Source organism: Pseudomonas sp. K2I15, assembly GCF_002204795.1.
Classification (GTDB): domain Bacteria; phylum Pseudomonadota; class Gammaproteobacteria; order Pseudomonadales; family Pseudomonadaceae; genus Aquipseudomonas.
The window spans coordinates 425,588-444,997 of record NZ_NIXO01000001.1 but is presented as its reverse complement, the minus strand read 5'-3'; the positions used below and the strand labels follow the sequence as shown (position 1 = coordinate 444,997).

Here is a 19,410-nt window from a genome sequence, read left to right as displayed (position 1 = left end):
CGGGAGTAAGCTCCCTCGCCACAAAGTAAGTCACTGCTTACTGAATCTCGTCCGGCTTGACGATCACCCAGTTTTTATCCGCCGTCACCGGCAACCCTTCCTTGGCCTGGGCCGCAGCGTGCTTGGCCATCATGCCGTTGAGCTGGGTCATGTATTTGTCCTTGCGGTTGACCCACAGGTGGATCCCGCCCTTGGCCACGTCCACATCGTGGAACAGCATGTAGCCGTCACTGGTCGGCGTGTCGCCACCGACGATCACCGGTTTTTTCCACTCGTCGATATAGGTCAGGATGGCCGCGTGCTTGCCGGCCATCCAGGTCGCCGGGGTCCACAGGTACGGGGTCAGCTCCAGGCCGAGGTTGGCCTTCTCGTCATACTTGCCGGCGGCAATCTGTTTGCGTGCGGTGGTCAGCTCGCCAGTCTTGCGGTCTTTCAGCAGGGTGCTCACGCCAATCACGTTTTCGGGTTTGACGTTGTAGCCGTACTTCGGATCGGCCGCGACCATGCGCACCAGCTCCTCGGACGCGGCGGTCATCACGTAGACCTCAATGCCGTTTTCCATCAGCTTGTTGTACAGCTCAGCCTGGCCGGTGAAGACTTTCGGCGGCTGCACTTCCATGTTCTTGACCACGTCACCGTCGTAATAGGTGACCGGCACCGGCTTGCCCGACGCCATCATCTCGTCGACGTAGCCCTTGAGTTCCTTGAGGGTGAAACCGGAGAAAATCTGCGCGACCCATGGGTAGCACACCATGTCGTCGACTTCGCAAAGTCGGTAGTAGTAGCTGAACAGGCTTTCCTTGTGGTCGGCGGTGTCTTTGAACGGGATCAGCTTCAGCGAAGGGTCCATCGTGTCGCGGGTGATCAGGCCCTTGTTTTCCAGGTACGGCAGCAACGACTCTTCGAGGTCGTAGCGGTAGCTGGTGTTGTCCATGTCGAATACCGCGAAGTTGCCCTTGTTGGCATTGGCGGCAATCATCGTGTCCAGTTGCTTGGCGGCAGCGGCCGGCCAGTGTTTCAACTCGGTGGCGGCAAAGGCCTGGCTCGCAAGGCCCAGGCACAGCGCGGCGGCAAACAGTTTCGGCGCTAGCTTCATGTGCGTTTTCTCCCTGAGTGAAAGACATCGACGCTAACAAATCTGTGTGACAGTTATCGCCCGAGCGCGACCGCTTTCGTCGTGATCGCGCCAACACCATACGCCTGCGCGTCATCGTCTTATTCCAAAAACGACAGTGACCATTCCATCTCGGTATTAAATCATTAGATTTCAAGCTGTTAGGCTTCCCGGTTCGCAATCGCAGGCTCACGCGATTGGCTGCCTTCTAAACGGAGCTTCAATGAATCTGCCCCTGATTCTCAACTTACTGGTGTTCGTGGCCCTGTTGCTGGGCCTGGCACAAACCCGCCGTACTCACTGGAGCCTCGCCAAGAAGGTTTTGTTTGCGCTGGTGCTCGGTGTGATTTTCGGTGTGGTGCTGCACGCCATTTACGGCGCCGGCAACCCGGTGCTCAAGGCCTCGATCGGCTGGTTCGACCTGGTCGGCAACGGTTACGTGCAGTTGCTGCAAATGATCGTGATCCCGCTGGTGTTCGCCTCGATCCTCAGCGCTGTGGCCCGCCTGCATAACGCCTCGTCCCTGGGCAAGATCAGCTTCCTGACCATCGGCACGCTGCTGTTCACCACGGCGATTGCGGCGCTGATCGGTATCGGCCTGACCAACCTGTTCGGCCTCACCGCCGAAGGCCTGGTGGCCGGCACCCAGGAAATGGCCCGCCTGCAAGTGATCCAGAGTGATTACGCGGGCAAGGTCGCCGACCTGAATATCCCGCAGCTGCTGCTGTCGTTCATCCCGCAGAACCCGTTCGCCGACCTGGCCCGGGCCAAGCCGACATCGATTATCAGTGTGGTGATCTTCGCCGCATTCCTGGGGGTTGCCGCGCTGCAACTGCTCAAGGATGACGTGGAAAAAGGCCAGAAAGTCCTCAACGCCATCGACACCCTGCAAGCCTGGGTGATGCGCCTGGTGCGCCTGGTGATGAAGCTGACCCCGTACGGCGTATTGGCGTTGATGACCAAGGTTGTCGCCAGCTCCAACCTGCAAGACATCATCAAGCTCGGCAGTTTTGTGGTGGTGTCGTACCTGGCCCTGGGCCTGATGTTTGTGGTCCATGGCCTGCTGCTGTCCCTGGCCGGGATCAACCCGCTGCGGTTCTTCCGCAAAGTCTGGCCGGTGCTGACATTTGCCTTCACCAGCCGCTCCAGCGCCGCGAGTATTCCGCTGAGCATTGAAGCGCAGACCCGTCGTTTGGGGATTCCGCAGTCCATCGCCGGCTTTGCCGCCTCGTTTGGCGCGACGATTGGCCAGAACGGTTGTGCGGGTCTTTACCCGGCGATGCTGGCGGTGATGGTTGCGCCGACAGTGGGCATCAACCCGCTGGACCCGCTGTGGATCGCGACGCTGGTGGCGATTGTGACCTTGAGTTCGGCCGGTGTGGCGGGCGTGGGCGGCGGTGCGACGTTTGCCGCGCTGATCGTGCTGCCGGCGATGGGCTTGCCGGTGTCACTGGTGGCGCTGCTGATTTCGGTTGAGCCGCTGATCGACATGGGCCGTACGGCATTGAACGTGAACGGTTCGATGACGGCCGGGGCGATTACCAGCCAGATCATGCAGCAGACGGATAAAGAGTTGTTGAATGCGGATGAGCATGCGGAGTTGGCGCAGGCTTAACGGCTGAACTTTGTGGCGAGGGAGCTTGCTCCCGCTGGAGTGCGAAGCGCTCCCAAGATTCTTGGGGCTGCTGCGCAGCCCAGCGGGAGCAAGCTCCCTCGCCACATGAATCTTTAGGCTTTTTCCCAAACCTCAAAGTTATACGCCGGCTTATCACCCTCAGCCGCATTCTCGACATTCGACACCAGCTTCCACTGGTTCAAATCAAACTCGGGAAACCACGCATCCCCTTCCGGGCTCAACGCCACCCGCGTCAAATACAGGCGATCAGCCTGTTCCAGCCCCTGCGCATACAACTGCGCGCCGCCGATCAGCATCAGCTCATCCACACCCTGCGCCTTGGCCCATGCCTCCGCCCGCTCCACTGCCGCGTCCAGGGACGGAAAAACTTCCGCACCTTCCAGCGCCAGATCGGTCTGACGGCTGACCACAATGTTCAACCGGCCCGGCAACGGTCGACCCAAAGAATCCCAGGTCTTGCGCCCCATGATGATCGGCTTGCCCAAGGTGGTGGCCTTGAAATATTTGAAGTCCCCCGGCAAGTGCCAGGGCATGCTGTTGTCGACGCCGATCACACGGTTTTCACCGAGGGCTGCGATCAGGCTTAAAGGGAGAGTTTTTTTCATGGCGACGAGAATACCAGAGGCGCGCACGGCATACCCCAACCGGCGTTCCAGCGGTTATGCTCCAAGCTCACTGGCTCAACAGGATGGCGCGTGACTGCTCTGAATCCCCTGCAAACACTCTGGCTGACCGAAACCGTGCGCCTGCGCGAGGAACACGCGGGCGCCCTGGAAGACCAGGAAGCCAATCGCCTGGCCCGCAGCACCGGCGGCGACTTGCCGACGCGCATTCAAAACCGCGCGCTGTGGCTGGCCGAGCGCGATGGCCTGACCGCTGCACTGACCCGCTGGCTGCAAGGCGCGCGTCTGGCGCTGATCCTGCTGGCGGTGATCGCGATCGTCAGCGGCGCCGGCCTGGCCTTCGCCGCGCTGGGTAACGGGCTGGTGCCGGTCAACGTGTTCTGGGCCTTGGGCAGCCTGCTGGGCTTGAACCTGATTCTGTTATTGAGCTGGGCCCTGGGCCTGCTGTTTGCCGGCGAACACGGCGCCAGCCTCGGGCGCTTGTGGTTATGGCTCAGCGAAAAACTCGCCCGCGACGCCAAGGCCGCACAACTGGCGCCCGCCCTGCTGCTGTTGCTGCAACGGCGCAAACTCAATCGGTGGGCCGTGGGTGTGCTGGTCAACAGCCTGTGGCTGCTGGCCCTGCTCAGCGCCATGGTGATCCTGCTGACGCTGTTGGCCACCCGGCGCTACGGCTTCGTCTGGGAAACCACTATTTTGCGGGCCGACACCTTTGTCGCCGTAACCCAAACCCTCGGCGCCCTGCCCGCCTTGCTGGGTTTCAACGTGCCCACCGTCGAGATGATCCGTGCCAGCGGCGATGCCGCCCTGAATATCGAAAGTGCCCGCCAGGCCTGGGCAGCCTGGCTGGTGGGGGTGCTGCTGGTGTACGGCATCCTGCCGCGCCTGATCCTCGCGTTCCTGTGCCTGTGGCGCTGGAAACGCGGGCGCGCCGCCTTGAGTCTCGACCTCAACCTGCCCGGCTACAGCCAACTGCGTGAACGGCTGATGCCGAGCAGCGAACGGCTTGGGGTCAACGATGCGGCGCCCGAGCAGTTGCATCACGTGACCGGCGGCGTCAGTGAACTGGAAAGCGACGGCGCCCTGCTGGTGGCCATCGAACTCGACGACCAACGCCCATGGCCGCCGAAACTGCCGGCCAGCGTTAAGGACGCCGGCATCCTCGACAGCCGAGAATCGCGCAACAAGCTGCTGGAACAACTCGCCCGCTTCCCGCCCGCACGCCTGGCCATCGCCTGCGACCCACGCCGCTCGCCGGATCGCGGCAGCCTCGCGCTGATCGCCGAACTGGCCCGCAGCGCCACGGCCACCCGCGTCTGGTTGCTGCAAGCGCCCGCTGGCCAAGCACTGGACGCGGAACGCCTGGGTGATTGGCACACGGCCTTGCAACAGTTGGAGATCCCGCTCGCCGATTGCGCGCCGCTCACTTGGCTGGAGGCCGGTCATGACTAAGCCCCTGAAACTGGCGGTGGTCGGCCACACCAACGTCGGCAAGACCTCGTTGCTGCGCACGCTGACGCGAGACGTCGGCTTTGGTGAAGTCTCCCATCGGCCCAGCACCACCCGGCATGTCGAGGGCGCGCGCTTGTCGGTCGACGGCGAGGCCTTGCTGGAGCTGTACGACACGCCCGGCCTGGAAGATGCCATCGCATTGCTCGATTACCTCGAACGCTTGGATCGCCCCGGCGAACGCCTCGACGGCCCGGCACGGCTGGCGCGCTTCCTGGCAGGCAGCGAAGCCCGGCAACGCTTCGAACAGGAAGCCAAGGTGCTACGCCAACTGCTTGCCTCGGATGCTGGCCTCTACGTGATCGACGCCCGGGAACCGGTGCTGGCCAAGTACCGCGATGAGTTGCAAGTGCTTGCCAGTTGCGGCAAACCGTTGCTGCCGGTGCTCAATTTTGTCAGCAGCGCCGACCACCGCGAGCCGGACTGGCGCGAAGCCCTCGCCCGCCTTGGCCTGCACGCACTGGTGCGTTTTGACAGCGTGGCGCCGCCGGAAGACGGCGAGCGCCGGCTCTATGAAAGCCTCGCCCTGCTGCTGGAAAATTCCCGTGGGCAACTGGAGCGGCTGATCCTCGACCAGGAAGCCCAGCGCCAGGCTCGCCAGCAAAGTGCTGCGCGGCTGATCGCCGAACTGCTGGTCGACTGCGCGGCCTGCCGCCGCAGCGTGGTCAGCGAAGCCGAAGTGGAACAACACGCCATCAGCGAACTGCGCAAAGCCGTGCGCCAGCGCGAACAACGCTGCGTGGAAGCCTTGCTCAAGCTGTTCGGTTTCCGCCCGCAAGACGCCGCCGCCAGCGATTTACCGCTGCTGGACGGGCGTTGGGGCGATGACCTGTTCAACCCCGAAACCCTCAAACAACTGGGCGTGCGGGTCGGCGGCGGCATCGCGGCAGGCGCCGCAGCCGGTGCGGGTGTGGACCTACTGGTAGGCGGCCTGACCCTCGGCGCCGCCGCCCTCGCCGGAGCCATCGCCGGCGGCGCCCTGCAAACCGCCCGCAGCTACGGCAGCCGCCTGCTGGGCAAGATAAAAGGCCAGCGCGAGCTGACCGTCGACGACAGCGTGCTGCGCCTGTTGGCCCTGCGCCAGCGGCAACTGCTCAAGGCCCTGAACCTGCGCGGCCATGCGGCGATCCACAGCATCAAGGTCGACACGCCCCAGGACAAGACCTGGCGCGAAGGCAAGCTGCCGGAAGCCCTGAACAAGGCCCGCGCCCATCCGCAATGGTCGTCCCTCAACCCTCATCCCAAGCTGAGCCAGGCCGAGCGCCAGGAACAAATCGAAGCCCTGGCCCTGCGCCTGGACGAGACCTAAGCGGCCAACAGCTGCCGGGCCTTGGACTTCAACACTTCAAGGTCCAGCAGCGGCACGTGCATTTCCTTGGCCTGTTCATCCCAGCGGCGCATGCGCAGGCTGACCTCGCATAGCGGGTCCTGCTCAAACGCCTGGGCTTCCTCGGCGGTCATCACGCCGCCTTGGTAACCCAGGGTGCGCCGGCTGGCTTCGCTCAAGCGCGCGTAGTAGTCCGGCTGGCTGAAGGTCAGGTATCGCTTGGCCTGCACGTGGTATTCCACCAGTTTGGCCATGCGCTCGCTGAAACCTGCCCGGCGCAGATAATCGGCACCCAGCCGTTCATGGCTGACCACGCCATAACCGCCCATGTTCTCGCCACCTTGCCCGCAGATGTGCCCGATATCGTGGAAGAACGCCGCCAGCACCACTTCATCATCGAAGCCTTCGGCCATGGCCAACTGCGCGGCCTGGGACATGTGCTCGATCTGCGAGACCGGTTCACCGATGTAATCGGCGGTGCCGTGTTGTTCGTACAGGCCGAAGACTTCGGCGATTGCCTGCTCAGCGTTCATCACGCGTTTCCCCATAGCTCGGTGATATTGCGCTCGGCCATCGCCGGCCCGACGCTCATGCCTACGCCGGTGTGCATCAGCGCCGCACTCACGCCCGGCGCCGCCCGCAGGAACGAGAACGGCCCCGGCCCACGGGAGCCATAGACACCCTGCCAGCGCTCCACGACCTGGATCTTGCAGCCCAGGGTGTGTTCGGCCAGTTCGATCATCCAGTTGTCTACCTGTTCGGCGTTGAAGGGCGATGGATCGCTGCCGTAATGGTGGGAATCCCCGATGATCAGCTCACCGTAAGGCGTCGGGCTGATCAGCAGGTGGATGCCGTTTTCGTGCAGGTGCGGTACATCCCGCAGGATTTCGGCCTGCACCGGCGCGGCTTCCGGTAAGTCAGCAAAGGCACCGTAATGCACGCAACTGAGACCGGTCAGCAGGGCGTGTTGCAGGTTCAAATCTACCGCCGGCCGGGCGCGCAGCATTTGCAGGCGGCAGATTTGCGGGTTGAGCTCGGCGATCTGCTCGGCCAGCAACGTCTGGTAGTCGTGGCCGGAGCACACAATGATCTGCTCACCGCGAAAGGACCCGGCAGTGGTGTGCACCTGGCCGGGCTCGATGTCGCGCACCAGGGTGGAGAAGTGAAACTCCACGTTGAGTTCGCGGATCAGGTAATGGATCAGCGCCGGGATGGCTTCGCGGGAGTAGAGCTGTTGGTCGTCCATACCGTGGAGCGCAGCGCGATGGTGGGCGAACTGGCCGCCATACAGGTCGCGCAGGGCGGCGCCTTGCAGCAACTCGACGCGATAACCGTGCTCCTGGGCGCGCCCGGCGCAGAAGGCTTCAAGCAAGTGCTCTTCGGCTTCGGTGCGGGCGAACAGGTAGGAGCCGTTGCGCTTGAGCTGGATACCGGCCAGCTGTGCCCATTGACCCCAGATATCGCGGCTTTCCCGCGCCAGATCGAGCATCGGGCCCGGTGGCTGGCCAGTGACCAGTGCCTGGCCGAAGTTGCGCACGGAAGCGCCCAGTGGTGTTGCGCTGCGCTCGAAGACCTTGACCTTGAGACCGCGTTTGGCGGCGGCGTAAGCGTGGGAGAGGCCGAGGATGCCGGCGCCGATGATCAGCAGTTGTGTCATAAAGTGATGTCCTGAATTCGAGACCGCCTTCGCGAGCAAGCCCGCTCCCACATTCTGAATGTGTTCACAAATCAAAATGTGGGAGCGGGCTTGCTCGCGAAGGGGCCATCAGCCAATCCGAAAGATTACTGACCCGCCACCTTCTCCGACTTGCCGTCATAGCGCTTGCGCCACTCGGTCAGGATGCTGTCGCGGTTTTTCGAGGCCCAGGCAAAGTCGTTCTTGATCAGCCGCTGCTCGTAGTCAGCCGGCAATTCGGTCTGCGGCTTGGCGATACCCGGCTGGGCCAGTACCGCGAAGTTTTCCTTGTACAGCTCCATCGCCGCGGGGCTTGCGGAGAAGTCGGCGAGTTTCTGTGCCGCGTCCGCGTGGGCGGTTCCTTTGATCACGGCAGTGGCTTCGATGTCCCAGCCCAGGCCTTCTTTCGGCAGGATGATGTCCAGCGGTGCACCCTGGCGCTTGAGCTGAACGGCCGGGTATTCAAACGAAATGCCGATCGGGAACTCACCCGACGCCGCCAGCTTGCACGGCTTGGAACCGGAGTGAACGTACTGGCCGATGTTCTGGTGCAGGTCGTCCATGTACTGCCAGCCCTGCTTCTCGCCGAAGGTCTGCAACCAGGCGCTGACATCCAGGAAGCCCGTGCCGGACGAGGCCGGGTTGGGCATCACGATCTTGCCCTTGTACTCAGGCTTGGTCAGGTCTTGCCAGCTCACCGGCTTGCTCAGGCCCTGCTTTTCGGCTTCGACGGTGTTGAAGCAAATGGTCGCAGCCCACACGTCCATGCCGACCCAGGCTGGCGGATTAGCAGCGTCGCGGTAGTTCGCGCCGATCTTGCCCAGGTCCTTGGGTGCGTAGTTTTGCAGCATGCCCTGCTGGTCGAGGATCGCCAGGCTGGAAGCGGCCAGGCCCCAGACCACGTCAGCCTGCGGGCGGGCTTTTTCAGCCAGCAGCTTGGCAGTGATGATGCCGGTGGAATCGCGTACCCATTTGATATCGATGTCCGGGTTAGCCTTTTCGAAGGCCTGTTTGTAGGTCTTCAATTGCTCGGCTTCGAGGGCCGTGTACACGGTCAACTCGGTCTTGGCGGCAAAGGCATTCAGGCTGAACGCAGTGAGCACAGCAGCGGCTAACGCCAGGGGCTTGAACATGGTGCAGTTCCTTTATGGATGATTTATTGGCCGGGCGCGGTTTGGCGCCAGGCCTGGGAGCGGCGCAACAAGCCGCGTGAGGCCCACGCCAGCAGCAAGGACACGCCCGCCGAGGTGAACAGAATCAGGGTCGACATGGCCGCCGCGCCGCCGACGTTGCCGGCGTCGTCCATGTTCAGCACAGCGACGGCGGCGAGGATGGTGTCGGGGCTGTAGAGGAAGATTGCGGCGGAAACGGTGGTCATCGCCGAGACGAACAGGTAGCGCACGATGTCCAGCAACGCCGGCAGGCAGATCGGCACGGTGACCCTCAGGTAATGGCGATACAGCGGCGCCTTGAGGGACAACGCAGCGGCTTCGAACTCGGCGTCCAGCTGGCGCAGGGCCGTGGTGGCGGTCATTTGCGCAGTGGTCAAATAGTGAGCAATGGTGCACACAACCAGCAGCGTCATGGTGCCGTAGAGCACATGCAGCGGGTTGCCGTTGAGGTTGAAAAAGAACACGTAGCCCAGGCCCAGTACCAACCCCGGCACCGCCATCGGCACAAAGCTGAGCATGCGCAACGCCAGGTTCAAGCCCTTCTGGCCCTTGGTTTTTTCCATCAGGTAGGCGCCGGTGAAGATCAGCACGCTGCCGATCAACGCGGTGCACAGGGCCATGGTGATGCTGTTGCGATAGGCCAGCCAACCACCGCCCGCCGTGTCCTCGAACTGGTAGTGGGCCAGCGACAACGACAGGTTATAGGGCCAGAATTTCACCAGCGATGAGTAGACCGCCATGCCGAACACCAGCAGCAGGATCGCGCAGATCAGCAGGACGATGGCCAGGTAGCAGCCATCCCGCAGCTTCGACGGTGCCGGCTGGAACACTTGGGCGCGGCCGCTCATGGAGTCGCCGTGACGACGGCGCAGCCAGGCATCGACGCCAAAACTGAACAGCGCCGGCAGCAGCAGAACCATGCCGATCAAGGCTCCGCGACCGAACTGTTGCTGGCCGACCACCGCCTTGTAGGCTTCCAGCGCCAGCACTTGGTAGTCGCCGCCGACTACGACAGGCACACCGAAGTCAGTGATGGTCAGGGTGAACACCAGGCAAAACGCGGCGAAGACCGCCTGGCGCGTCGCAGGCCAGGTGATGCTGCGAAACGCCCGGGACGGGCTGGCGCCCATGCTCGATGCGGCATCGAACAAGCGTGCATCCGCCAGGGAAAGCGCCGACAACAGAATCATCAAGGCATGGGGAAAGGTGTAGATCACTTCGCCGAGGACAATGCCCCAGAAGCCATAGATGTTGTCCGACAGCAACCCGCGCAACATGCCCTGATTGCCGAACAGGTAAACCAGCGCAATCCCCGGCAGCATCGACGGCGCCATCAACGGCAACAGCGACATGCCGCGCCAGATCGCCTTGCCCGGAATCAACGTGCGTTGCAGGGCGTAGGCAAACAGGTAAGCCAGGGGTACGACGATGGCCGCCACGCTGAGGGAAACCTTCAAGCTGTTACCGAGCAACCAGTGGAAGTTATCGCTGGTGACCAACTCCCGCGCCGCCACCAGGCCACCGCCCTGCCCGGCTTCACTGCTGAAACCGCGCCAGAAGATCGCAATCAGCGGCATCAACACCGCGATGCCCAACAGGCACAGCCACAGCAGCTTGCCGCCGACTACAAAAATACGGTCGCCGAGTTCGGCACGAGAAACCTGACGAGCCACGTTATCGGGTATCGGCAGAGTCATGTCGGCGGCCATCTCAGGCAAACACCTGCAGGCTGCGCGGGGGCAGCGCGACCCAGATGTCCTGGGCGCCTAGGCGCGGCATGGCTTCCGGGGCCAGCTCGGCCAGCAGCGGATGGCCAGGCAGTTGGTCCAGCTCGAAGCTCATGCGGCAGCGGTTGCCGAGGAAGGTGATCTCGCGGACCTTGGCCGGGAACAGGTTTTCTTCATGCACCGGTGGGTTGACGCTGATGGCTTCCGGGCGGCAGAACAGACGGCCCGACTTTGCGGCGCCGGAGTTTTCCGCCAGGCGCATATTCATCCCGCCGACCTGGGCGTGGCTGGCGCTGTTGCGGCTGAACGGAAGCCAGTTGCCCTGGCCGACAAACTCGGCCACGAACGGCGTGGCCGGGCGGTCGTAGATTTCCTGGGGCGTGGCGTACTGCTCGACCTTGCCGTTGTTCATCACGGCAATGCGGTCGGCCATCAACATGGCCTCGTCCTGGTTGTGGGTGACCATCAGGGTGGTGATGCCCAGGCGGCGTTGCAGTTGACGCAGCTCGGTGCACAGATGCTCGCGTACCCGGGCGTCGAGGGCCGACATGGGCTCGTCCAGCAGCAACAAGGACGGCGCCGGTGCCAGCGCGCGGGCCAGGGCTACGCGCTGCTGTTGGCCGCCAGAGAGTTGGCCGGGGTATTTCTTTTCGCTGCCTACAAGGCCTACCAGTTCGAGCATCTGCCCGACGCGCTTGCGCACTTCATCGCGGCCACTGCCGGTGAGGCCGTAGCCGATGTTTGCTTCGACGGTGAGGTTGGGGAAGAGCGCGTAGGACTGGAACAGAATGCCGTAGTCCCGTGCCTGCGGTGCCAGCAGGGAAACGTCGCGGTCGCCGAGATACAACTCGCCGCTGTCCTGACGCTCGAGGCCCGCGATGCAACGCAGCAAGGTGGTCTTGCCGCAGCCCGACGGGCCCAGCAGGCACACCAGCTCGCCGGCGGCGACGTCCAGGGATACGTTATCCAGCGCGGTGAACGCGCCGAAGCGTTTCTGCACACTGCGCACCTTCATTGGTGCGCCGGGGTTGGTCAGGACTGTGTTCATGGAGGCACCTCATCAAACTGATGAAGGTCATCCTAGGGCGGCAATGCGTCCCTCTTGTGGCAGAAAGGCAAAACGTGGCGATAGTGGTATTGGTGGATTTGGGTAGGACTGGACCAGTATCTGGAGCCTGGCTCTTGTGGCGAGGGGGCTTGTCCCCCGTTGGGCTGCGCAGCAGTCCTAAAACCTGCTGGCGCGATCTGCCAGGGGAAATGCGGTGACCTTATTGGGGTTGCTTCGCAGCCCAACGGGGGACAAGCCCCCTCGCCACAAAGGCCCGCTCGGCAGAGAAGCAAGTTAGCCTGCCGGGGACATTTCCTGCGCCAACCCCAGAAACGCCGCTGGCAACCGGGCGCCCTTTCGCTCCTTGAGGCAGTACAAATACTCGGGAATCTGGGGCGCATTCTCGATGCTCAACACACGCAGCTGCGGGTCATGAGGCACTTCCTGGCGGGCGATGATGCTGATACCGATGTTGCGCAACACCGCCTCACGGATCGACTCCCGGCTGCCGATCTCCAGCAGCGGTCCGTAACTCACGCCTGCGCCCTGCAACATTTCTTCGGTCAACCGTCGGGTAGTGGAACCCGGCTCGCGCATCAGCAAGGTGTGCCCGGCCAGCGCGGTCAGTGGCACATGGTCGAGGACTGCCAACGGATGATTGCGATGCACCGCCAGCACCAGCGGGTCCATGCCCAGCACCCGGCGAATCAAGCGCGGGTCTTCAAGCAGTTGGGATGAGGCGGCAACGTCGACGCGGTATTCATCCAGCGCCTCCAGCACCTGCTGGGAATTGCCGATTTCGACCGAAACCTCAACCTGCGGCAGACGCTCACGGAAGGCTTTGACCAGGTCGAGGATGTAATACGGTGCCGTCGCGGCAATCCTTAAAGCACCTTGCACCTGGCCACTGTTGCGCAGGAAAAACTCGATATCCGCTTCCTGCTGCAGCAGCGCCTTGACCATCGGCAACAGCCGCGCGCCTTCGTCGCTGACGGTCAGGCGGCGCCCGCCTCGGTAGAACAACTCAACCGAGTACTGGCTTTCCAGGTGACGAATCTGGGTGGTCACCGTGGGCTGGCTCAGCCCGAGCTTTTTCGCCGCCTGGGTAATGCTGCCCAGGCGGGCGACCATGTAAAAAGCCTTCAGCTCGGCACTCAGCACACCACCCTCTCATCGACTATTTGCGCAACAGGCGCAGACCATTGAACACCACCAGCAGGCTCACGCCCATGTCGGCGAACACCGCCATCCACATGGTGGCCATCCCCAGGAAGGTCACCGCCAGGAAGATCGCCTTGATCACCAGGGCCAGGGCGATGTTCTGCTTGAGGATACTCGACGTTTGCCGCGACAGCCGAATGAATGCCGGAATCTTGCGCAGGTCGTCGTCCATCAAGGCCACGTCGGCGGTCTCGATGGCGGTGTCGGTACCGGCGGCGGCCATGGCAAAACCGATCTCGGAACGGGCCAGCGCCGGGGCGTCGTTGATGCCGTCGCCGACCATGCCGACGCGGTGGCCCTTGGCGTAGAGGGCTTCGATGGCTTGCAGTTTGTCGGTGGGCAACAGGTCGCCCTGAGCCTGGTCGATGCCGACCTGAGCGGCAATCGCCTTGGCGGTGTGGGTGTTGTCGCCGGTGAGCATCAGGGTCTTGATGCCAAGCTCATGTAACTGCTGGATGGCTTCGCGGCTGGTGTCTTTCACGGTGTCAGCCACGGCGAACAGCGCCAGCGGGCCGGACTTGTCCAGCAGCAGGACCACGGACTTACCTTGTTTTTCCAGGGCGAAGAGTTTTTCTTCGAGGGCCGGCGAGCACAGGTTCAGTTCTTCCACCAGGCGATGGTTGCCCAGGTAATAGACCTCGCCATTGATCTCGCCACGTACGCCGCGACCGGTCAGGGCTTCGAAGTTATCCACAGTGTGCGCGGTGAGGTTTTTATCCACCGCCGCATTGGCGATCGCCAGGGACACCGGGTGATCGGAACGCCCTGCCAGGCTAGCAGCCAAGGCCGGTGCGCTGTCTTCCATGTTCGGGAACAACGCCAGGTAATCGGTTTGCACCGGTTTGCCGTGAGTGATGGTGCCAGTCTTGTCGAGGGCCAGGTAGTCGAGCTTGTAACCGCCCTCCAGGTACACGCCGCCCTTGATCAGAATACCTTTGCGCGCCGCAGCGGCCAGGCCGCTGACGATGGTCACCGGGGTGGAAATCACCAGCGCACACGGGCAGGCGACGACCAGCAATACCAGCGCCCGGTAAACCCATTCGAACCAGACGCCCCCCATGAACAGCGGCGGAATCAGCGCCACGCCCAAGGCAAAGATGAACACCGCCGGGGTGTAGACCTTGGCGAAGGTGTCGACAAAACGCTGGGTTGGCGCGCGGGCGCCCTGGGCCTGTTCCACGGCGTGGATGATCCGCGCCAGGGTGGAGTTGTTGGCGGCTGCGGTGACCTTGTATTCCAGGGAGCCGGCCTGGTTGATGGTGCCGGCGAAGACTTTGTCGCCCACGGTTTTTTCAATCGGCAGACTTTCACCGGTAATCGGCGCTTGGTCGATGGTGGACTGGCCGGAGGTAACTTCACCGTCCAGGCCAATGCGCTCGCCGGGACGAACCCGCACGATAGCGCCGAGTTCGATGACTTTGACCTCCTGTTCAGCCCAAGTGCCGTCGGCCTGACGGACCGTGGCCTGTTCCGGGGTCATCTGCATCAAGCCACTGATGGCGTTACGTGCGCGGTCGAGGGACTTGGCTTCGATCAGTTCGGCCACGGTAAACAGGAACATCACCATCGCGGCTTCGGGCCACTGGCCGATCAGGATCGCACCGGTCACGGCGATGCTCATCAGGGCGTTGATGTTCAAGTTGAGGTTTTTCAGGGCGATCCAGCCCTTTTTGTAGGTGGTGAGGCCGCCGCTGAAGATCGAGATCAGCGCGACCAGGGCAATCACCCACGTTGGTGCGGCGTTGGTGAAGTGCAGTACTTCAGCGCCCAACGCGCCGACGCCGGACACGGCCAGCGGCCACCAGTGTTTCTTCGCGGGTGGCTCGGCCGGGGCTACACCTTCTTCGACAGGATCGGCCTGCATGCCCAAAGACTTGATGGCCTCGATGATCGGCGCAGTGCTCGGCAAGTCATGAGTGACGCCGAGGATGCGGTTGATCAGGTTGAACTCCAGTTGCTGCACACCGGCGAGCTTGCCCAGTTTGTTCTGGATCAGCGTTTGCTCGGTGGGGCAGTCCATGGCTTCGATGCGGAAGGTGCTCAGCCGCGAGCCCGCTGTCGGGGCTTCAGTCAGCTTCACCAGTGCAGGCGCGGCCTTGCTGGAACAGCAGGAATCGCCATGGCTGCCATGGTCGTGCTTCTGCACAGGTTTGAGCTTGGGGCCGTGATCGTGCGCGTGGTCATGATCATGGTCGTGCTTATGCGGGGTGTGGATGGAATCGCTCATTCTGTCGCGTCCGTAAAGGTGCCTGTTGCCAAGTAAAGACCCTGTAGCCACTATAGGGTCAAGCACCCTTTTGGAGATTGCTGCGATGAAGATCGGCGAATTGGCAAAATTGACGGATTGCCAGGTGGAAACCATCCGTTATTACGAGAAGGAAGGCCTGCTGCCGCCGCCTGCGCGCAGTGACGGTAATTACCGCCTGTACACCCAGGCGCACACCGAACGGCTGGTGTTTATCCGCAACTGCCGCAGTTTGGACATGACCCTTGAGGAGATTCGCAGCCTGCTGGGCCTGCGGGACAGCCCTCAGGACCAGTGCGAAAGCGTGAATGCGTTGATCGACGAGCATATCCACCACGTCAAGGCGCGGATCGACGGGTTGCTGGCGTTGCAGGAACAGTTGCTCGACCTGCGCCAACGCTGTGGCGGCGGGACGGATCTGGATCAGTGCGGGATTTTGCAGCGGCTGGAAATCAGCGGGAGTGTCGCGGCCAGCGAGGCTGAGCCCTCACATGTAGGCAGAAGCCACGGCCATTAATTGTGTACACAAAAAAAATGTGGGAGCGGGCTTGCTCGCGAAAGCGGAGTGTCAGTCACTGAATGTGTTTCTGATACACCGTATTCGCGAGCAAGCCCGCTCCCACATTTGGACCGAGACCGCCTTTAGATGGCTACGTCAGCCTTGATGCTCGGGTCGGCGTCGTAGCCCACGATTTCAAAGTCTTCGAATTTGTAATCGTAGATCGACTCGGGTTTGCGCTTGATCACCAGCTTCGGCAAGGCTTTTGGAGTGCGGGCCAGTTGGGTCTGGATCTGCTCCATGTGGTTGCTATAGGCGTGAGTGTCGCCAGTGGTCACGATGATTTCGTGAGGGATCAGATCGCATTGCTGGGCCAGCATATGGGTCAGCAGCGCCAGGGCTGCGGTGTTGTACGGCAGGCCGAGGAATACGTCGGAGCTGCGGATGTACAACTGCATCGACAGATGACCGTCATGCACAAAAGCCTGGTACAGCAGGTGGCACGGCGGCAGGGCTTGCTTGCCGTCGCGGGCGTTTTGCTGCGGGCTTTTGGTCTCGTCCGGCAGGTACTCGACGTTCCAGCCGTGGAACAGGATGCGACGGCTGTTGGGGTTGGTCTTCAGCGTCTCGACCATGTAGTCGATCTGGTTGATCTTGCCGCCGTCCTTGGTCGGCCAGGCGGTCCACTGCTCGCCGTACACCGGGCCCAGGTCACCTTCTTCGGTGGCCCATTCGTCCCAGATCTTTACGCCGTTTTCATTCAGCCACTTGATGTTGGTGTTGCCGCTCAACATCCAGATCAATTCGTTGGCGATGCTTTTGAAGTGAAGCTTCTTGGTGGTCAGCAGCGGAAAGCCGTCGGCCAAGCTATGCCGAAACTGACGGGCAAACACGGCCTTGGTGCCGGTGCCGGTGCGATCGCCCTTGGTCAGTCCATTGGTCACGACATCGTTCAGTAGTTCGAGATATTGCTTCATGTGTATACCTGTATCGTTGAAGCCGGGACCCTCGGGCCCCGGCATTCGAATTTAAAGCGCGGTGTTCTTGATGCCTTGCGGGCGATTGTAAGCCCACCACAGCAGGCCCAGGCCGGCGATGATCATCGGCAGGCTGAGAATCTGACCCATGGTCAACCAGCCCCACGCGAGGTAGCCCAGCTGTGCATCCGGCACGCGCACGAACTCGACGATAAAGCGGAAGATCCCGTAGAACAACGCGAACATGCCCGAAACCGCCATGGTGGGGCGTGGCTTGCGCGAGAAGAGGTAGAGGATCAGGAACAGTGCCACGCCTTCCAGGGCGAACTGGTACAGCTGCGACGGGTGGCGCGGCAATTGCGCCGGGTCGCTGAACGGCGGGAACACCATGGCCCACGGCACGTCACTTGGCTTGCCCCACAACTCGGCGTTGATGAAGTTACCGATGCGCCCGGCGCCCAGGCCAATCGGCACGAACGGTGCGACGAAGTCCATCAACTGGAAGAACGACTTGCCGTTACGCCGGCCAAACCACCAGGCGGCGATCATCACGCCCACAAATCCACCGTGGAACGCCATGCCGCCCTTCCACACCTCGAAGATCAGCGTCGGGTTGGCGATGTAGGCTGGCAGGTCGTAGAACAGCACATACCCCAGGCGTCCGCCGACGATTACCCCCATCGACATCCAGAACACCATGTCGGAGAGTTTCTCCTTGGTCCAGGTCGGGTCAAAACGGTTCAGGCGCCGGGAAGCCAGCAACCAGGCACCGCCGATGCCGATCAGGTACATCAACCCGTACCAGTGGATTTGCAGCGGACCGATGGCCACGGCCACCGGGTTGATCTGCGGGTAAGGCAGCATTGCGACTCCTCGTTAAATCAATAGTCTTGGCGCATCGGACCATGCCGGTGCGCGATTAAGCCTGCGTTACAGCAAAAAATTCAGCCCTACACAAAACAGCAGCCCGGCGAACAGCCGCTTGAGCAAGCGCGGCGACAACCGATGCGCCAGGCGCGCGCCGAAACGGGCCGCCACCATGCTGGTCAGGGCAATGCCCAGCAGCGCCGGCAAATACACAAAGCCGAGACTATGATCGGGCAGCAGCGGATCATGCCAGCCCAAAATCATGAAACTTAACGCACTGGCCAGGGCGATCGGCAAGCCGCAGGCCGACGAGGTGGCCACCGCCTGTTGCATCGGCACGCTGCGCCAGGTCAGGAACGGCACGGTCAACGAACCGCCGCCCGTGCCGAAAATCGCCGAAGACCAGCCAATCACCCCACCCGCCAAGGTCAGGCCGAGCTTGCCCGGCACCTGGCGGCTGGCCTTGGGCTTGAGTTCCAAGGTCATCTGCACGGCGATCACCAGGGCGAACACGCCGATGATCTTCTGCAAATGCGGCCCGGAGATCGCCTCGGCGGTCAGCGCGCCAACGCCTGCGCCCATCAGGATGCCCACGGCCATCCACACGAAGATCGGCCAGCGCACTGCGCCCCGCCGGTGATGCTCGCGCACCGCATTCACCGAGGTGAAGATAATAGACGCCAGGGACGTACCGACAGCGAGATGGGTCAGCACCGAGGGATCGAAGCCCTGCAAGGTGAAACTGAACACCAGCACCGGGACAATAATGATCCCGCCGCCCACGCCAAACAGCCCGGCGAGCATGCCCGCACAGGAACCCAGCAGCAAATACAGCACAAACTCCATGGGAGCCCCCAAATCAGTCCGGCATGTTAACGGATGGAAGGCGCGCGACCCAACTTCCAACGATGGATAGCCGGCGGTTGTGTGGGTAGAGTGGCTAAAAACACAAAAGGGATCGCCTGATGTGCCTGATTGTTTTTGCCTGGCGGCCGGGCCATGCCCAACCGCTGATCGTCGCGGCCAACCGTGATGAGTTTTATGCCCGGCCCAGCCTGCCGTTGGCCCAGTGGCTGGATGCGCCCGATGTTTATGCAGGAAGGGACCAGGAAGCGGGCGGCACCTGGCTGGGGCTTGGGGCGGATAGGCGCTTTGCGGCGCTGACCAATATTCGCGACCCGCACCAGCCGCCAGCGCGTAAGTCACGGGGCGAGTTGGTGGCGCGCTTTCTCAGTGGTTCGCTGCCGATTGACGACTATTTGGCCGACGTTAACGGCCGATCGATTGAATATGCCGGGTTTAACCTGCTGGTGGGTACGCGGGATGAGTTGTGGCATTACAACGCCAATGAATCTGCGCCGACACGGCTGGAAGCTGGGGTTTATGGGTTATCCAATGCAGGGCTGGATACGCCGTGGCCGAAGCTGTTGAAGGCCAAGGCGGCACTGGCTGAAGTGCTGGACGATCCGCAACCTGAGGCCTTGCTGGGGATCTTGAGCGACCCGCAGACAGCGCCGTTTGCCGACTTGCCGGATACAGGCGTGGGGTTGGCGACGGAGAGTTTGTTGTCGAGTGTGTTTATCGCCAGCCCCAGTTACGGGACGCGGGCGAGTACAGCGCTGATTGTGAATGCCGACGGGACGCGGCATATCGTGGAGCGCAGTTTTGGGCCCCACGGCGGCAGGCTTGGGGAGGTTGAACTCAAAATCTGAACCTCACACAAATCAAATGTGGGAGCGGGCTTGCTCGCGAAGGCGGTGTATCAGTCAA

Annotated in this window: 17 protein-coding genes; 5 read left to right on the top strand and 12 right to left on the bottom strand. The window is 62.3% G+C overall.

Annotated elements, in window-relative coordinates; genetic code table 11:
- Positions 1-37 precede the first annotated feature (37 nt).
- Positions 38-1,096, bottom strand: coding sequence for a phosphorylcholine phosphatase (locus tag CEC48_RS02120; RefSeq protein ID WP_088422211.1), 1,059 nt, complete (start codon positions 1,094-1,096; stop codon positions 38-40).
- 241 nt (positions 1,097-1,337) lie between these two features.
- On the opposite strand from CEC48_RS02120, the gene CEC48_RS02115 reads away from it, so the two are divergent.
- The gene (locus CEC48_RS02115) at positions 1,338-2,729 is read left to right on the top strand and encodes an L-cystine transporter (protein WP_010167761.1); all 1,392 of its coding nucleotides are present in this window, start codon (positions 1,338-1,340) and stop codon (positions 2,727-2,729) included.
- 113 nt (positions 2,730-2,842) lie between these two features.
- On the opposite strand, the gene CEC48_RS02110 is transcribed toward CEC48_RS02115, so the two are convergent.
- Positions 2,843-3,355: a dihydrofolate reductase gene (locus tag CEC48_RS02110; protein WP_088422230.1), complete on the bottom strand. Its 513-nt coding sequence runs from the start codon at positions 3,353-3,355 to the stop codon at positions 2,843-2,845.
- 90 nt (positions 3,356-3,445) lie between these two features.
- On the opposite strand from CEC48_RS02110, the gene CEC48_RS02105 reads away from it, so the two are divergent.
- Entirely contained in the window at positions 3,446-4,825 is a 1,380-nt protein-coding gene (locus tag CEC48_RS02105) for a DUF2868 domain-containing protein (protein ID WP_088422210.1), read from the top strand.
- Positions 4,818-6,191: a DUF3482 domain-containing protein gene (locus CEC48_RS02100; protein ID WP_088422209.1), complete on the top strand. Its 1,374-nt coding sequence runs from the start codon at positions 4,818-4,820 to the stop codon at positions 6,189-6,191. The genes CEC48_RS02105 and CEC48_RS02100 overlap by 8 nt, the downstream gene beginning before the upstream one ends.
- On the opposite strand, the gene CEC48_RS02095 is transcribed toward CEC48_RS02100, so the two are convergent.
- The 7 genes from CEC48_RS02095 to CEC48_RS02065 form a co-directional block, all read right to left on the bottom strand.
- Positions 6,188-6,742 (bottom strand): phosphonate degradation HD-domain oxygenase, encoded by a 555-nt coding sequence (locus CEC48_RS02095; RefSeq protein ID WP_088422208.1) that lies wholly within the window; start codon positions 6,740-6,742, stop codon positions 6,188-6,190. The genes CEC48_RS02100 and CEC48_RS02095 overlap by 4 nt on opposite strands.
- Complete coding sequence (locus tag CEC48_RS02090) at positions 6,742-7,866, bottom strand: TIGR03364 family FAD-dependent oxidoreductase (RefSeq protein ID WP_088422207.1); 1,125 nt, start codon at positions 7,864-7,866, stop codon at positions 6,742-6,744. The genes CEC48_RS02095 and CEC48_RS02090 overlap by 1 nt, the downstream gene beginning before the upstream one ends.
- A gap of 125 nt (positions 7,867-7,991) precedes the next feature.
- Positions 7,992-9,017, bottom strand: a complete 1,026-nt coding sequence (locus CEC48_RS02085; protein ID WP_010167772.1) for a putative 2-aminoethylphosphonate ABC transporter substrate-binding protein — start codon at positions 9,015-9,017, stop codon at positions 7,992-7,994.
- A gap of 23 nt (positions 9,018-9,040) precedes the next feature.
- Positions 9,041-10,765: a putative 2-aminoethylphosphonate ABC transporter permease subunit gene (locus CEC48_RS02080; protein WP_088422206.1), complete on the bottom strand. Its 1,725-nt coding sequence runs from the start codon at positions 10,763-10,765 to the stop codon at positions 9,041-9,043.
- A 1-nt stretch (position 10,766) separates the two neighbouring features.
- Positions 10,767-11,831: a putative 2-aminoethylphosphonate ABC transporter ATP-binding protein gene (locus CEC48_RS02075; RefSeq protein WP_088422205.1), complete on the bottom strand. Its 1,065-nt coding sequence runs from the start codon at positions 11,829-11,831 to the stop codon at positions 10,767-10,769.
- A gap of 294 nt (positions 11,832-12,125) precedes the next feature.
- Positions 12,126-12,992: a LysR family transcriptional regulator gene (locus tag CEC48_RS02070; RefSeq protein ID WP_088422204.1), complete on the bottom strand. Its 867-nt coding sequence runs from the start codon at positions 12,990-12,992 to the stop codon at positions 12,126-12,128.
- Between the two features lie 16 nt (positions 12,993-13,008).
- Entirely contained in the window at positions 13,009-15,279 is a 2,271-nt protein-coding gene (locus CEC48_RS02065) for a heavy metal translocating P-type ATPase (RefSeq protein ID WP_088422203.1), read from the bottom strand.
- An 85-nt stretch (positions 15,280-15,364) separates the two neighbouring features.
- Here CEC48_RS02065 and cadR point away from each other — a divergent pair, with 85 nt between their 5' ends.
- Positions 15,365-15,814, top strand: coding sequence for a Cd(II)/Pb(II)-responsive transcriptional regulator (cadR, locus tag CEC48_RS02060; RefSeq protein WP_088422202.1), 450 nt, complete (start codon positions 15,365-15,367; stop codon positions 15,812-15,814).
- A 125-nt stretch (positions 15,815-15,939) separates the two neighbouring features.
- Here cadR and CEC48_RS02055 read toward each other — a convergent pair whose 3' ends face one another.
- The 3 genes from CEC48_RS02055 to CEC48_RS02045 all read right to left on the bottom strand — a co-directional run bounded on the left by CEC48_RS02055 (position 15,940) and on the right by CEC48_RS02045 (position 18,486).
- Positions 15,940-16,773 carry a thymidylate synthase gene (locus tag CEC48_RS02055; RefSeq protein ID WP_088422201.1) on the bottom strand — a complete coding sequence of 278 codons (834 nt, stop codon included), beginning with the start codon at positions 16,771-16,773 and terminating at the stop codon, positions 15,940-15,942.
- Positions 16,774-16,824: 51 nt separating this feature from the next.
- The gene (gene lgt / locus CEC48_RS02050; RefSeq protein WP_088422200.1) at positions 16,825-17,637 is read right to left on the bottom strand and encodes a prolipoprotein diacylglyceryl transferase; all 813 of its coding nucleotides are present in this window, start codon (positions 17,635-17,637) and stop codon (positions 16,825-16,827) included.
- Between the two features lie 66 nt (positions 17,638-17,703).
- On the bottom strand, positions 17,704-18,486 hold the full coding sequence (locus CEC48_RS02045) for a sulfite exporter TauE/SafE family protein (protein WP_088422199.1): 783 nt from the start codon (positions 18,484-18,486) through the stop codon (positions 17,704-17,706).
- 119 nt (positions 18,487-18,605) lie between these two features.
- Here CEC48_RS02045 and CEC48_RS02040 point away from each other — a divergent pair, with 119 nt between their 5' ends.
- Entirely contained in the window at positions 18,606-19,352 is a 747-nt protein-coding gene (locus CEC48_RS02040; RefSeq protein ID WP_088422198.1) for an NRDE family protein, read from the top strand.
- Positions 19,353-19,410: the final 58 nt, after the last annotated feature.

Coding starts and splice junctions, on each gene's coding strand:
- lgt (WP_088422200.1), bottom strand. CDS start 17,637: ATGCTGCCTTACCCGCAGATCAACCCGGTGGCCGTGGCCATCGGTCCG.
- CEC48_RS02110 (WP_088422230.1), bottom strand. CDS start 3,355: ATGAAAAAAACTCTCCCTTTAAGCCTGATCGCAGCCCTCGGTGAAAAC.
- CEC48_RS02065 (WP_088422203.1), bottom strand. CDS start 15,279: ATGAGCGATTCCATCCACACCCCGCATAAGCACGACCATGATCATGAC.
- CEC48_RS02055 (WP_088422201.1), bottom strand. CDS start 16,773: ATGAAGCAATATCTCGAACTACTGAACGATGTCGTGACCAATGGACTG.
- CEC48_RS02045 (WP_088422199.1), bottom strand. CDS start 18,486: ATGGAGTTTGTGCTGTATTTGCTGCTGGGTTCCTGTGCGGGCATGCTC.
- CEC48_RS02085 (WP_010167772.1), bottom strand. CDS start 9,017: ATGTTCAAGCCCCTGGCGTTAGCCGCTGCTGTGCTCACTGCGTTCAGC.
- CEC48_RS02090 (WP_088422207.1), bottom strand. CDS start 7,866: ATGACACAACTGCTGATCATCGGCGCCGGCATCCTCGGCCTCTCCCAC.
- CEC48_RS02120 (WP_088422211.1), bottom strand. CDS start 1,096: ATGAAGCTAGCGCCGAAACTGTTTGCCGCCGCGCTGTGCCTGGGCCTT.
- CEC48_RS02115 (WP_010167761.1), top strand. CDS start 1,338: ATGAATCTGCCCCTGATTCTCAACTTACTGGTGTTCGTGGCCCTGTTG.
- CEC48_RS02075 (WP_088422205.1), bottom strand. CDS start 11,831: ATGAACACAGTCCTGACCAACCCCGGCGCACCAATGAAGGTGCGCAGT.
- CEC48_RS02100 (WP_088422209.1), top strand. CDS start 4,818: ATGACTAAGCCCCTGAAACTGGCGGTGGTCGGCCACACCAACGTCGGC.
- cadR (WP_088422202.1), top strand. CDS start 15,365: ATGAAGATCGGCGAATTGGCAAAATTGACGGATTGCCAGGTGGAAACC.
- CEC48_RS02040 (WP_088422198.1), top strand. CDS start 18,606: ATGTGCCTGATTGTTTTTGCCTGGCGGCCGGGCCATGCCCAACCGCTG.
- CEC48_RS02080 (WP_088422206.1), bottom strand. CDS start 10,765: ATGGCCGCCGACATGACTCTGCCGATACCCGATAACGTGGCTCGTCAG.
- CEC48_RS02095 (WP_088422208.1), bottom strand. CDS start 6,742: ATGAACGCTGAGCAGGCAATCGCCGAAGTCTTCGGCCTGTACGAACAA.